Genomic DNA, 13,422 nt, shown 5'->3' with positions numbered 1-13,422 from the left:
CGTGCTCCCCGTGGGCCCGGCGTGGGTTTTCGCGAGGATCAGAGCGCCCGCATTCTGCATCAGGGGCGCAAGGAGCGGCTGTTGGCACCTGTTTCCCAAAGCGTTAACACGACCAGTCGCGGCGCAGCCGATTGCGGCGACCTTGGCATTTGTATCGACCGGCAAGGACGATGGTTCTATCACGGCTCACCGATCGCCCGACGCGAGATGGTGTGCCTGTTCGCCGGAATGATGTGCCGGGCCGAAGATGGCGGCTATTTGCTGGCGACGCCGGACGAGGTCGGACGGATCGAGGTCGAGGACGTTCCTTTTCTCGCCGTCGAAATGTTCACCTGCGGCTGTGGTCGCGAGGCGACGATTTCCTTTCGGACCAATGTTGATGCGATCGTGACCCTGGATGCCGACCATCCGTTGCGGGTGGTGGAAAATCCCGAGACCGGCGAGCCGTCGCCCTATGTCCTGATCGGCGATGGACTGGAAGCGCGCCTGACCCGATCTGTGTATTATGATCTGGTGGCCCGGGGGTGGGAGGAAGACCTGGGGGGCGAAAGGGTTCATGGCTTATGGAGCAGAGGGACGTTCTTTCCTTTGGGTCGACTGGACGATCAGGCCGGTTGACGGTCGAAACGATTGCCCGGCGGCTGGCCGCCTGGGGAGGAACCGCCCTGCGTGGCGATCCCGAGCTTTCCGCGTCCCTTCCCGCGCCTGAGTCTCCCGCCGCCCCGGTTGCGGCGGCGGTGCTGGTGCCGCTGGTTGACCATCCCGGCGGAATGACCGTGCTGCTGACGCGGCGCACCCAGCATCTTGCCCACCATCCCGGACAGATCAGCTTTCCCGGTGGTCGGCTCGACCCCGAGGACGGGGGCGATCCGGTCGTCTGCGCCCTGCGCGAAACCACCGAGGAAGTCGGGCTGGAGTCTGACCGCATCCGGGTGTTGGGTCGGCTTGACCGCTATGTCACCGGCACCGGCTTTCTGATTACCCCGGTGGTCGGGCTGGTCCGCCCCCCGTTCACCGTGATTCCCGATCCGTTCGAGGTCGCCGACGTGTTCGAGGTGCCGCTGGCCTTCATCCTCGACCCTGCCAATCATCAGCTTCATGCCCGCGTCGCGGGCGGGCGGGAGCGCTCGTTCTGGGCGCTGTCCTGGGGGGAGTTCCTGATCTGGGGGGCAACCGCCGGGATGCTGGTCAATCTGTCCGAGGTGTTGACGGATGGCGAAGGCTGACCCGTTGCCGACTGAAGGACCGCAGGTGCGTTCCTTGGCCGAGCCGATCGGCCAATTGTCGCCACAGCCCTGGATGCAGGCCCGGGAAACCCGCGCGGTGATCGCGGCTCTGACCGCCGACGGTGCCGAGGTGCGCTTTGTCGGCGGCTGTGTCCGCGATTCGGTGCAGAACCGTCCGATCCACGATATCGACATCGCCACCCCCGATCCGCCGCAACGGGTGCTGGCCTTGCTCGACGATGCCGCGATCCGGGCGATTCCGACCGGGTTGGCCCACGGCACGGTGACCGCCGTGATCGGCGATGCCCATTTCGAAATCACCACCCTGCGCCGCGATGTCGAGACCGATGGCCGTCATGCCCGGGTCGTCTTCACCGACGATTGGGTTGCCGATGCGGCGCGGCGCGACTTTACCATCAATGCGCTGTCGGCCGATCCCGCGGGCCGCATCTTCGATCCGTTCAACGGTCTGGCCGATCTGGGCGCGGGGCGGGTCTGCTTTGTCGGCGCGCCGCTGCGGCGGATCGAGGAAGACACCCTGCGGCTGCTGCGCTTTTTCCGCTTTCACGCCTTTTATGGCCGGGGCGCCGCCTGCGACCGCGCCGCTCTGGCCGCCTGCCGTCAGATGGCGCCGCATCTGGCCGATCTGTCGGGCGAGCGGGTTGCCGCCGAATTGTTGCGGCTGCTGACCGCCGACGACCCGGCGACGATCCTGTTGGTGATGCAGGGGATAGGGGTGCTGACGGCGATCCTGCCCGAAGGCGAGGATATCACCCGGCTGCGTCAACTGGCCTGGCTGGAGCGGCGCGGGCTGGTCCGTCCCGACATCCAGATCGATCCGGTGCGGCGGCTGGCCGCGTTGCTGGGGCCGGAGCCCGAAGCGGCGCGGGCGGTTGCGGCCCGGCTGAAACTGTCGGGGGCCGACCGTGACCGGCTGGTGGCGATGGCGGCACCATGGGTCGCGGTGACGCCCGATCTTGATTCCGCCGCCCGGCGTCGGGCGCTGCGCCATCTGGGCGGGCCGCTATTTCGCGATATCGTGCTGTTGGCTTGGGCGCGGCATCGGATCGGTCTGGTCCATGCCGATCCGGTCGATAGCGCGGGCTGGGTGGCTTTGCTGGATGAAGCCGCCGCCTGGGTGCCGGTTACCCTGCCGCTGCGCGGCCGTGATCTGCTGGCGCTGGGGGTGCCCGCCGGGCCGGAGGTCGGGCAGGTTCTGGCCCGCCTCGACCAATGGTGGGAGGAAAACGAGTTCCGCCCCAGTCGGGACGAATGCCTGGAGGCGGCGCGGCGGGTCTTGGCCGGGCCGCTATAGGAATTTCAGCGCGACGAAGCCGCCGACCAGCAGCAGAATGAACACAGTGGTGACCAGGGTCAGCCGCTTTTCGACGAAATCGCGGATCGGCGGGCCGAAACGCCACAGCAGCGCCGCGACCAGGAAGAACCGCATGCCGCGTGCGATGACCGAGGCAAAGGTGAAGTGGGCCAGATCGAAATCGAACGCCCCGGCGGTGATCGTCACCAGCTTGTAGGGGATCGGCGTCATCCCCTTGACGATGATGAACCACACCCCCCATTCGTCGATGATCGGCTTTAGGGCGAGGAATTTGTCGTTGAGATGGAAGGCCGACAGGATCGCCGCGCCGATCGTGTCCATCGCGAAATAGCCGATGGCATAGCCGAGATAGCCGCCCAGCACCGAAGAGACGGTGCAGACCAGGGCGATCCGCCACCATTGGGTCGGCGCGGCCAGCACCATCGGGATCAGCATGATGTCGGGCGGAATCGGAAAGACCGAGCTTTCGATGAATGAAACCGCCGCCAGCCACCACAAAGCATGGCGATGGGATGCCTTGGCCATCATCTGGTCGTACAAAGCCTTCAACATCACATCACCTCTCGTGGAAGAGTGTCGGGTTTACCAGCCGGGACGGGGGACGGCAACACTGGCCGACCGAGCGGCCTTGTCTTTTTGTCGCTGGCCCGGCACCCTTGGCAGTATCAGGGAGGGCTAGACGCAATGCGCGCTGCGGTCGCGGCGGGACTGACGATGCTGGCGGCCGGGTCGGCGGTGGCGGCGGACCCGGCGATTCTGGCCGAGTTGGCTGCCGGGCTCGATCCGCTGTCACTGGGGCTGGGGGCGGCGTTGGCCCTGCCCGCACTGGCCGGACTGGGCTGGTTGCGCTGGCGGTTGCGCGCGGCGCGGCAGGTGGCCGAGTCCGCTGTGCGCGATGCCGAGCGGCTGCGCCATGGCCTTCAGGCCGCGCCCGACGGGTTCTATGCCTGGATCGCCGGGGGCGAGATTTGTTCGCGCCGTCTGGCGGTGCTGCTGGGGCTGGCGCGCGGCAGCGAAGCGGGCTTTGCCGAGGTGCTGGAAGCCTTTGCCGCCGTCGATGCCGCCCGGCTGGATGCGGCGGTGGCGCGGCTGCGCGGCGAGGGCGAGGGCTTCGATCTCGAACTGGCCTTGCGAGACGGGTCGCGCCGGGTGCGGGCGGTGGGCGTGCGGGCCGACGCGCCCGAGGGTGACGAGGCGGCCGCCGGGGCGCTGGTGTGGGTCCAGGACGTCACCGAGGCGGCTTCGGCCCTGGCCGATCTGACCCGGCAAGTGAGCGTTGCCAACGCGGCCCGCGAGCGGCTGGAGGGGCTGATTGATGCCGCTCCGCTGCCGATCTGGGTTCGCGACGACGATCTGTCCCTGGTCCAGGTCAACCGCGCCTATGCCGAGGCGGTTGATGCCGACGCGGCCCCGGCGGCGGTGGCGGGGCAGGTCGAACTGGCGTCCGACGCGATGGTGCGCGAGGCCCGCGCCCTGGCCGCCCGCGCCCGCGCCGCCGGAGAACCGCGCACCGAGACCTTTCACCTTGTCCTCGGCGGCCAACGCCGTCTGGCCGAGATCACCGAAGCCCCCTTCGCTGTCGCGGGGGGGCTGCTGACCGGGGGGATTTGCGTCGATCTGACCCGGATCGAGGAGCTTCAGGTCGAACTGGACCGCCATATCAGCGCCCAGGCCGAGGTGCTGGAACGCCTTGCCACCGCGATTGCGATCTATACCCCCGACACAAGGCTGGCCTTTTTCAACACCGCCTTTACCCGGTTGTGGCGGCTCGACCGCGACTGGCTGGCGTCGCAGCCGACCTGCGGCGCTGTGCTGGACGCCTTGCGCGAACGCCGCCTGTTGCCCGAGGTCGCTGATTACCGCGCCTATAAGGACAGCGAACTGAAGCGCTTCGTCTCGCTGATCGACGCCGACGAAACCCTGCTGCATCTCCCTGATGGCCGCACCCTGCGTCAGATGATTTCGGCCCATCCCCATGGCGGGCTGATCTTCACCATCGAGGACGTCACCGACACCCTGGCGCTGGAACGCTCGTTCAACACGATGCTGGCGGTCCAGCGGGAGACGCTGGACCATCTGCATGAAGGGGTGGCGGTGTTTCGCGGCGACGGGCGGTTGAGCCTGTCCAATCCCGCCTTCGCCCGAATCTGGGCGCTGGACCCCGCCGCGCTGGGGGCCGAGCCGCACCTGTCCGACCTGATCGCCGCGCTGGCCAGCTATTTCGAAGGGCGGCGTGACCGCGCCTCGGACTGGCCGGCGGTGCACGAACGGCTGCTGGCCTTGTTCCGCGACCGGGTGCCACGGGCCGGACGGCTGGAGCGCCAGGACGAGACCGTCGTTGATTACGCTTCGGTGCCGCTGCCGGACGGGGCGATGCTGCTGACCTGCCTTGATGTCACCGATTCGGTGCGGGTCGAACGGGCCTTGCGCGAGCGCAACGAGGCGCTGGCCGCCGCCGACCGGCTGAAAAGCGAGTTCATTGCCAATGTCTCGGCCGAGGTGCGCCAGCCGCTGACCGCCCTGATCGGCTTTGCCGAGATGCTGGCGGCCGAATATGTCGGGCCATTGGTCGAGCGGCAGAAGGATTACGTGCGCGGGATCGTCGAGGCCGGGCAGGGGCTGGAGACGCTGATTGCCGATATCCTCGACCTTGCCGCGATCGAGGCCGGACAGATGACGTTGGAGCTCGATACCGTCGATATCCATCCGTTGCTGACGGCGGTGCTGGGGCTGGTGCGCGAGCGGCTGCGGGAAAAGAAGCTGGCGCTTGAGTTCGATTGCCCGCTCGATATCGGCTGGCTGGTCGCCGACGAACGGCGGCTGAAGCAGGTGTTGTTCAACCTGATCGGCACCGCGATCAAGCGGGCTCCGCTGGGGGGGCGGATCGGGGTGCGGGCCGAACGCCGTCCCGCCGAAATCGCTTTTATCGTCAGTGATGGGGCGGGTGAACCGATGGCCGAGGCCGGTCCCGGTCTGGCCCTGGTCGAACGCTTCGTCGAACGCCATGGCGGCCGGGTCGAAACCGCTTTCACCGCCGCCGATGGCTGCGTCGTCACGGTGCGACTGCCCACCGGGACCGCGCCGTGAGAGACACGTCCCCGTGCCGGATGTCGCCTCGGGCAACTCGGCCGCTGGGTCCGCACCGGGATTGTTAAAATTTATACTAAAAGTCCAGGGGGGGTTTTCTCACCGTGGCGGTGCGGCCATCATGCGCTGCAACCGCCCTTGCGTGAAGGTGACAAGACGATGAGGCGTCCGGCGCAATTTTTCGGTTTGGTCCTGCTGACCTTGCTGGTTTTAGTTCCGCCAGCGTGGGCGGTGGATATCGTGACCGAGGAATTCTCGGTGTCCTCGCGTCAGTCGGGGCTTGATCTTTATCTGCGCAACAAGCATCGCGACAGTTCGGTTGAGCCGCGCTCGGATCGGACGGTGCTGTTCCTCCATGGCGCGTCCTATCCGGCCCACACCGCGTTCGATCTTCCGATCGAGGGGCGGAGCTGGATGGACTGGCTGGCCGCGCGCGGCTATGACGTCTACAGCCTCGATCTCCGGGGCTATGGCCGCTCGGGCCGCCCGCCCGAGATGTCCCAGCCCGCCGAGGCCAACCGTCCGGTGGTCGATAGTGCCCAGGCGGTTGACGACGTGACCCGCGCCGTCGATTTCATCCAGTCGCGCCGGGGGGTGTCGAAGGTGGTGCTGATCGGCTGGTCGTGGGGCGCGACGGTGGCCGGTCTGTATGCCACCCAGGTCCCCGACCGGGTCGAGCGGCTGGTGCTCTATGCGCCGCAATGGCTGCGCGAGGGACCGGCGCCGACCGAGGCCGATATCGCCCGCGTTCCGGCCTGGCGTCAGGTCGACCCCCGCGACGCCCGCGACATCTGGCTGAAATCGGTTCCGGCCGACCGCCGCGACAGCGTGCTGCCCAAAGCGGTGTTTCTGGAGTGGATGAAGGCGACCCTGGCCAGCGATCCCGCCCCCAGCGCGCCGGGAACGGTGCGTGCCCCCAATGGCGTGGTGCTGGACACGATGCGCTATTGGGCTTCGGGCAAGCCGCGCTGGAACCCGGAACGGCTGTCGGTGCCCGCTTTGGTGATTCAGGGCGAGTGGGATGCCGAGGCCCCGCCCGCGATGGGGATGGCGCTGTTCAACCACCTGACCCGCTCGCCGTTCAAGCGCTATGTGATGGTCGGCGGCACCACCCATGCCGCGTTGTTCGAAACCAACCGGGTCCAGCTTTATACGGCAATCCAGCAATTTATCGAAGAACCTGTCCGGTGAACTCTCTCGTTACTGCCTATCTCGCCGCCCCGGGGTTCGAGGCCGATCTTCGCGCCGAACTGGGCGACGTCACCGCCGAATATGGCCGTTTGATGCTGGCCCCCGGCCCGGCGCGCCCGGCCGCCTGGGCGCTCAACATCTGGCATGATCCGGTCGAGATCGCCGCCGGATCGATCGGGGCGGCGGCCAAGGCGCTGCGGGCGATCCAGCGCAATTGGTGGCCCTACGCCTTTCACCTGCATCGCCGCACCGAATTGCTGGTCGAAAAGCTGCCCAAGGTCTCGGCCAAGCCGCTGGAATTCGGCCAGCCCGCGCCGACCGCGCCGCTTGGTTCGTTCGTCTGGCTGGACGAGGGGCGGGTGCTGGCGGCGGCGGACTGTTCCAGCCGCTTTCCCAATGGCGAAGTAGGCTTTGTCGAAGACCGCGCCGTGCCGCCCAACCGCGCCTATCTGAAGTTGTGGGAGGCGCTGACCCTGGCCGGGCGGCGTCCCGGTCCGGGCGAGGTCTGCCTCGATCTCGGTGCCAGCCCCGGCGGCTGGACCTGGGTGCTGGCCTCGGGCGGGGCGACCGTGATCGCGATCGACAAGGCCCCGCTGGCCCCCTCGATCGCGGCGATGCCGACCGTCACCTGCCGCCAGGAAAGCGCCTTCGGTCTTGATCCCGTTGCGATCGGCCCGGTCGATTGGCTGTGTTCGGACGTGATCTGTTACCCCGAGCGGCTGTTGCGGCTGGTCGAGCGTTGGCGCGAGTCGAAGATGGCGCGCAATTTCATCTGTACCCTGAAATTCCAGGGCGAGACCGATCACGCCATCGCCGCCCGCTTTGCCGCGGTGCCGGGGTCGCGCTTGCTGCACCTGTCGCACAACAAGCACGAACTGACCTGGATGTTGATCGACGACGCGGAACAACCAAAGGTCGCTGGGGCTTAGGCCAACCGACTTGCCTCGGCCAGACCATCGGAGTAAATCTAAACGCTTCGCGAATAGGAGCGGGTGAGCCATGGCCGTTGCAACGCTTCCGCCTCCGATCGAAATCGATACGGAGACGAAGAAGTCCGTGATCGGCGGATTGAAGAAGGTGCTGGCCACCTTTCAGCAATCCGGGCATTTCGATCCGGCCGTGACCTATCAGGCACTGATCTCCGATCCGGTTCTGCTCGCCCGGTTTATCGAGGTCTATCTGGTCAATCGCGAACAGGTTGACGATATCGTCCGCACCGCCGACGGGGCCTTTCCCGTCCGGGACGAACAGGTCGAACTGATCTGCGGCGTCACGTTGGGGCAGGTCCAGCAATTGCTGGTCCGCACCTGTGCCCGCAAGGTGTTCGAATCGGTCAAGACGGTCGAGACCGTCACCGAGACCGTTACCCGCAAAAGCATGTTCGGCCTGATCAAGAAGACCGAGCAGATCGAGCGTCTCAGCGTCGATCCGACCGAGGAGCGCAAGGCGCGCGAATTGTTACGCTATATCGCCTTCGCCTGGCAATTGCCGCTGATCGAAGCCTACATGACCCGTCTCAGCTATATGCATATCGTCGAGATCGGCGAGGATATCCTGTCGCTGCCGACGGTCGAGAAGATCGAAGCGGTCGCGGCGTTCGATCCCGCCCAGATCAAGAAGGTCAAGGCCGCGACCGGGGCCGATTTCGGCGCGATCCTGGCCGACCGGCCCCAGGCCATCGCCGGAATCGCGGTGTGGAACCGCGATATGTACGAGTTTTATCGCAAGATGCTGGGCGACCGCTCCTGGGCGTTCTTCGCCCGTGAAAGCGCGTTCTTTAACGTCTGCGCCTCGCTCGACAAATCGGTGCTGAAGCTGTTCGGCGACGTGCTGTGCTATATCGCCACGGAGAATCTGGTCGAAATCCAGCGCCTGAACATCGACAAGGTCGAAGTGGTGATCTATGCGCTGAAATCGGCCTTCGGCGCCCGCCTGCCGGAAATTCTCTCGGTCCCGTCCTGCGCCAAGGACATCCTGCGCAAGGTGGTCGATAACCTGATCCACACCAATCAGGAAAAAGACAAGCTGATGACCTCTTTCGCCATCAGTCTGAAGGCGATGGCCCCCAATATTGATGAATGGCTCGTCACCGTCCGCGCAGGCTGACGAAACGGGGGGACGGGGCAAAGCCCCTCTTCGATGGTGCCCGGTAATCAGCCGCCATTGCGGCGGCGGCCAAGCGAGCGGAGGCGAGCGCTTAGGCCGAGGGACAATACAACCGGCCAAGTCTTTGGCCGGTTGGTATCAAAGACCGGCTGGGTACGGGGTCGGGCCGTCGAGCGCAGGGCTTAAGGTGCGGACCAGACCGTCACGCAGGCCGTAAATCCAGGAATGAATCGACAGGTTTTGGCCGCGTTGCCACGCCCGGCGGACGATCGGGATGCGGCAGAGGTTGCGGACCTGCTCCAGCACGTTCAACTCGCACAGCCGATCGACGCGAGCGTTCTCGTCCTCCAGCGCGTTTAATTCGCTCTGGTGGCGGTGGGCGAGGTCGCGCAGGGGGTGAAGCCAGTGCTCGGAGATGCCCAGCCCTTCCTCGCGCAAGGCCGCCCTGACCCCGCTACAGCCGTAATGACCGCAAAGGATGATATCGCGGACCTGCAACTGGTCGATCGCGAATTGCAGCACCGACAGACAATTGAGGTCGCCGTGCTGGACCAGATTGGCGATGTTGCGATGAACGAACAACTCGCCCGGGGCCAGCCCGACGATCTCATTGGCGGGAACCCGTGAATCGGCACAGCCGATCCACAGGTAACCGGGGGCCTGCTGCTTTGCTAGGTCGGCAAGCAGGCCGGGTCGGGTACGCTCGACCATTTCCGCCCATTGGCGGTTATTGTCGAGCAGCCGGTAAATGCCGGCCGGTTCCGTCACGCAGCGAACTCGATGATCTTCTGATCGACCGCGAGGGAATCGCCAGCATTGGCGTGCAGCTTGGCGATCACGGTGTCGCGTTCGGCGCGCAGCGTGTTTTCCATCTTCATCGCCTCGACGACGGCCAGAGCTTCGCCCGCCTTCACTTCCTGGCCTTCCTCGACCATCAGGCGGACCAGCAGGCCGGGCATCGGCGACAGCAGGTACTTCGACATGTCCGGCGGCAGCTTGAACGGCATCAGGCGATACAGTTCGGCGGTGCGGCGGGTGAACACGAACGCCTCGGCGCGCAGACCGGCATGGGACAGCCGGAACGACACGCCGGTGCGATCGACCTGGACGCAGACCGGACGGCCATCGACGGTGGCGCGGATCAGCGGATCGCCAACCTGCCAGTCGGTCTTGACCTCGACCGCCTCGTCCTTGATCACGACGGCATAGCCGCCGGGCGCGGGATGGACATCGACATCGTGGTACTGCTTGTCGAAATAGACCGACCACTGCACCGGCGGCTTCATTTCATGACCGGGGAACTGGCCGGAAATGCGGACGTTGCGCTCGATGATCCGGCGCTTCATCGCGGCGGCGACGGCGATCAGATCGGACGGCTCTTCGGTCGGGATCTGGTCGGCGGTCAGGCCGTGAGGATATTCCTCGGCGATGAAGTTGGTGGTGATGTCGCCCTTGACGAAGCGGTCCTTCGAGAACAGCGAGGCCAGGAACGGAATGTTGTGCGACAGGCCGCGGATGTAATACTCGTCCAGCGCCTGACGCATGTGGTTGATCGCGGCGTCGCGGGTCGGGCCGTGGGTGATCAGCTTGGCGATCATCGGATCGTAGAACATGCTGATCTCGCCGCCTTCGGCGACGCCGGTATCGACACGGACGTGGTTGCCTTCCTGCGGCGGCTGATAGCGGGTCAGTCGCCCGGTCGAGGGCAGGAAGTTGCGGAAGGGGTCTTCGGCATAGATGCGGGCTTCCATCGCCCAGCCATCCAGCTTCACCTCGTCCTGGGTGAAGGTCAGCTTCTCGCCATTGGCGATGCGGATCATCCACTCGACCAGATCAAGGCCGGTAATCATCTCGGTGACCGGATGTTCGACCTGGAGACGGGTGTTCATTTCCAGGAAGTAGAACTGTCCGGTCGAACCGCCGACGATGAATTCGACGGTGCCAGCCGATTTGTAATTGACGGTGCGGGCCAAGGCACAGGCCTGCTCGCCCATCGCCTTGCGCATTTCCGGGCTGAGGAAGGGCGACGGGGCCTCTTCGATCACCTTCTGGTGGCGGCGCTGGATCGAGCACTCACGCTCGCCGAGATAGACGGTGTTGCCGAAGGAATCGGCCAGCACCTGAATCTCGATGTGGCGGGGCTGCTCGATGAACTTCTCGATGAAGACGCGATCATCGGCGAACGAGGATTTGGCTTCGTTGGTGGCCGAGACAAAGCCTTCGCGGGCTTCGTCGTCGTTCCAGGCCAGACGCATGCCCTTGCCGCCGCCGCCCGCCGACGCCTTGATCATCACCGGATAGCCGATCTCGCGGGCGATCTTGACCGCCTCTTCGGGATCGTGAATGACGTCGAGGAAGCCGGGAACGGTCGAAACGCCAGCTTCGCGGGCCAGCTTCTTCGACTCGATCTTGTCGCCCATCGCGAAGATGGCGTGGGCGTCGGGGCCGATGAAGGTGATTCCGGCGGCGGCGAGCGCCTCCTGGAACTCACGCTTTTCCGACAGGAAGCCATAGCCGGGATGAACCGCCTGGGCTCCGGTCTTCTTGCAGGCCGCAATGATATTGTCGATCACCAGATAGCTCTGGGCCGAGGGCGCCGGGCCGATATAGACGGCCTCGTCGGCCATCAGAACGTGTTCGGCTTGCTTATCGGCCTCGGAATAGACCGCGACCGTCTTGATACCCATCTTGCGCGCGGTCTTGATGACCCGGCACGCGATCTCGCCGCGATTGGCGATCAGAATCTTCGAAAACATCCGTTTATCCCCCGTTGGAGACCCGCGCGGGCAACGCGCGAAAACCCTGATGAACCTTAGAGCGGAATGTTCCCGTGCTTCTTCCACGGGTTCTTCAGATCCTTGCTTCTCAGCATCGTGAGAGACCGGCAGATCCGCTTGCGGGTGGTGCGCGGCATGATGACGTCATCGATGAAGCCGCGATGGCCGGCGATGAACGGGTTGGCGAACTTCTGGCGATATTCCTCGGTGCGGGTCGCGATCTTTTCCGCGTCGCCGATATCGCCGCGGAAGATGATCTCCACCGCGCCCTTCGGCCCCATCACCGCGATTTCGGCGCTGGGCCACGCGAAGTTGACGTCGCCGCGCAGGTGCTTCGAGCTCATGACGTCATAGGCGCCGCCATAGGCTTTGCGGGTGATGACGGTGATCTTCGGCACGGTGCACTCGGCATAGGCATAAAGCAGCTTGGCGCCGTGTTTGATGATGCCGCCATATTCCTGGGAGGTGCCGGGCAGGAAGCCGGGGACATCGACGAAGGTGACGATCGGAATGTTGAAGGCGTCGCAGAAGCGGACGAAGCGCGCCGCCTTGATCGAGGACGCGATGTCGAGACAGCCAGCCAGGACCATCGGCTGGTTGGCGACGATACCGATGGTGCGCCCTTCCATCCGGGCGAAACCGACGATGATGTTGCCCGCGTAATCAGGCTGAATCTCGAAGAAATCAGCCTCGTCCACGACCTTCAGGATCAGTTCCTTCATGTCGTAGGGCTTGTTGGGATTGTCCGGGATCAGGGTGTCGAGCGACCGCTCAATCCGCTCGGGGATGTCGGCGGTGGGGCGATGCGGCGGCTTTTCCCGGTTGCTGGCGGGCAGGAAGTCGATGAAGCGGCGCAGCTGCAACAGCGCGACGACGTCATTCTCGAAGGCCAGATCGGCCACGCCCGACTTGCTCGAATGGGTGATGGCCCCGCCCAGTTCCTCGGCGGTGACGGTTTCGTGCGTCACCGTCTTGACCACGTCCGGGCCGGTGACGAACATGTACGAGCTGTCCTTCACCATGAAGATGAAGTCGGTCATCGCGGGGGAATAAACCGCGCCGCCCGCGCACGGGCCCATGATCAGCGAAATCTGGGGCACGACGCCCGACGCCAGCACGTTGCGCTGGAACACTTCGGCGTAACCGGCGAGGCTGGCGACGCCTTCCTGGATGCGCGCACCGCCGGAATCGTTCAGACCGATCACCGGAGCGCCGACCTGGACCGCCTTGTCCATGATCTTGCAGATCTTCTCGGCATGGGCCTCGCTGAGGCTGCCGCCGAACACGGTGAAATCCTGGCTGAACACAAAGACCAGACGGCCGTTGACGGTGCCATAGCCGGTGACGACGCCGTCGCCGGGGATCGACTGTTCCGCCATGCCGAAATCGTGGCAACGGTGCTCGACGAACATGTCCCATTCTTCGAACGAATCCGGATCGAGCAGCAACTCGATGCGTTCGCGCGCTGTCAGCTTGCCTTTGGCATGCTGGGAAGCGATGCGCTTCGTTCCGCCACCGAGGCGGGCGCGGTTCCGCTTCTCTTCAAGCTGGCGAACAATATCTTGCATTGACCAAGACCTCCGGGCGGGCAGGGGGGGAACGAACCGCCCCCTGTTATTCACAATCCCGTAACCGTGGCAACCTTGACGCCCTGGGAAAAGGGTGGTGGTGCAAATGTGTTCGCAAACATGCCTTGATG

Annotated in this window: 11 protein-coding genes; 7 read left to right on the top strand and 4 right to left on the bottom strand. The window is 65.2% G+C overall.

Going from position 1 to position 13,422, the window contains the following annotated elements:
• Nucleotides 1–81: 81 nt before the first annotated feature.
• The 3 genes from K678_RS03685 to K678_RS03675 are packed head-to-tail and all read left to right on the top strand — an operon-like array spanning nt 82 to nt 2,541.
• Nucleotides 82–618 (top strand): DUF1285 domain-containing protein, encoded by a 537-nt coding sequence (locus K678_RS03685; protein WP_051185829.1) that lies wholly within the window; start codon nt 82–84, stop codon nt 616–618.
• The gene (locus K678_RS03680) at nt 564–1,226 is read left to right on the top strand and encodes an NUDIX hydrolase (protein ID WP_039851976.1); all 663 of its coding nucleotides are present in this window, start codon (nt 564–566) and stop codon (nt 1,224–1,226) included. Before K678_RS03685 ends, K678_RS03680 begins: the two co-directional genes overlap by 55 nt.
• Before the next feature lie 25 nt (nt 1,227–1,251).
• Entirely contained in the window at nt 1,252–2,541 is a 1,290-nt protein-coding gene (locus K678_RS03675; RefSeq protein WP_231376197.1) for a CCA tRNA nucleotidyltransferase, read from the top strand.
• Here the strand turns inward: K678_RS03675 and K678_RS03670 are convergent.
• On the bottom strand, nt 2,536–3,114 hold the full coding sequence (locus tag K678_RS03670) for a YqaA family protein (RefSeq protein WP_021131114.1): 579 nt from the start codon (nt 3,112–3,114) through the stop codon (nt 2,536–2,538). The two genes, K678_RS03675 and K678_RS03670, sit on opposite strands and share 6 nt — an antisense overlap.
• 132 nt (nt 3,115–3,246) lie before the next feature.
• On the opposite strand from K678_RS03670, the gene K678_RS03665 reads away from it, so the two are divergent.
• From K678_RS03665 to K678_RS03650, 4 genes are all read left to right on the top strand, one after another.
• The gene (locus K678_RS03665) at nt 3,247–5,649 is read left to right on the top strand and encodes a PAS domain-containing sensor histidine kinase (protein ID WP_021131113.1); all 2,403 of its coding nucleotides are present in this window, start codon (nt 3,247–3,249) and stop codon (nt 5,647–5,649) included.
• A 159-nt stretch (nt 5,650–5,808) separates the two neighbouring features.
• The gene (locus tag K678_RS03660; RefSeq protein WP_021131112.1) at nt 5,809–6,840 is read left to right on the top strand and encodes an alpha/beta hydrolase; all 1,032 of its coding nucleotides are present in this window, start codon (nt 5,809–5,811) and stop codon (nt 6,838–6,840) included.
• A complete protein-coding gene (locus K678_RS03655; protein ID WP_021131111.1) occupies nt 6,837–7,769 on the top strand; it encodes an SAM-dependent methyltransferase in 933 nt (310 codons plus the stop codon). The genes K678_RS03660 and K678_RS03655 overlap by 4 nt, the downstream gene beginning before the upstream one ends.
• Before the next feature lie 70 nt (nt 7,770–7,839).
• Nucleotides 7,840–8,946 (top strand): hypothetical protein, encoded by a 1,107-nt coding sequence (locus tag K678_RS03650; protein WP_021131110.1) that lies wholly within the window; start codon nt 7,840–7,842, stop codon nt 8,944–8,946.
• Nucleotides 8,947–9,084: 138 nt separating this feature from the next.
• Here the strand turns inward: K678_RS03650 and K678_RS03645 are convergent, their stop codons facing one another.
• The 3 genes from K678_RS03645 to K678_RS03635 are packed head-to-tail and all read right to left on the bottom strand — an operon-like array spanning nt 9,085 to nt 13,291.
• A complete protein-coding gene (locus K678_RS03645) occupies nt 9,085–9,714 on the bottom strand; it encodes a carbonic anhydrase (protein ID WP_021131109.1) in 630 nt (209 codons plus the stop codon).
• On the bottom strand, nt 9,711–11,702 hold the full coding sequence (gene accC / locus K678_RS03640; RefSeq protein ID WP_021131108.1) for an acetyl-CoA carboxylase biotin carboxylase subunit: 1,992 nt from the start codon (nt 11,700–11,702) through the stop codon (nt 9,711–9,713). Before accC ends, K678_RS03645 begins: the two co-directional genes overlap by 4 nt.
• Nucleotides 11,703–11,758: 56 nt before the next feature.
• A complete protein-coding gene (locus K678_RS03635) occupies nt 11,759–13,291 on the bottom strand; it encodes an acyl-CoA carboxylase subunit beta (protein WP_021131107.1) in 1,533 nt (510 codons plus the stop codon).
• Between the last annotated feature and the right edge of the window lie 131 nt (nt 13,292–13,422).

This window comes from Magnetospirillum fulvum MGU-K5 (assembly GCF_000442515.1).
Lineage (GTDB): Bacteria > Pseudomonadota > Alphaproteobacteria > Rhodospirillales > Magnetospirillaceae > Phaeospirillum > Phaeospirillum fulvum_B.
Note: the sequence above shows the minus strand (reverse complement) of the source record. Positions and strands in the feature narration are given on the sequence as shown.

What these genes read in the sequence shown, in the direction of transcription:
- K678_RS03680 (WP_039851976.1), top strand. Translation starts at nt 564, where the DNA reads ATGGAGCAGAGGGACGTTCTTTCCTTTGGGTCGACTGGACGATCAGGC.
- K678_RS03670 (WP_021131114.1), bottom strand. Translation starts at nt 3,114, where the DNA reads ATGTTGAAGGCTTTGTACGACCAGATGATGGCCAAGGCATCCCATCGC.
- K678_RS03665 (WP_021131113.1), top strand. Translation starts at nt 3,247, where the DNA reads ATGCGCGCTGCGGTCGCGGCGGGACTGACGATGCTGGCGGCCGGGTCG.
- K678_RS03660 (WP_021131112.1), top strand. Translation starts at nt 5,809, where the DNA reads ATGAGGCGTCCGGCGCAATTTTTCGGTTTGGTCCTGCTGACCTTGCTG.
- K678_RS03650 (WP_021131110.1), top strand. Translation starts at nt 7,840, where the DNA reads ATGGCCGTTGCAACGCTTCCGCCTCCGATCGAAATCGATACGGAGACG.
- accC (WP_021131108.1), bottom strand. Translation starts at nt 11,702, where the DNA reads ATGTTTTCGAAGATTCTGATCGCCAATCGCGGCGAGATCGCGTGCCGG.
- K678_RS03635 (WP_021131107.1), bottom strand. Translation starts at nt 13,291, where the DNA reads ATGCAAGATATTGTTCGCCAGCTTGAAGAGAAGCGGAACCGCGCCCGC.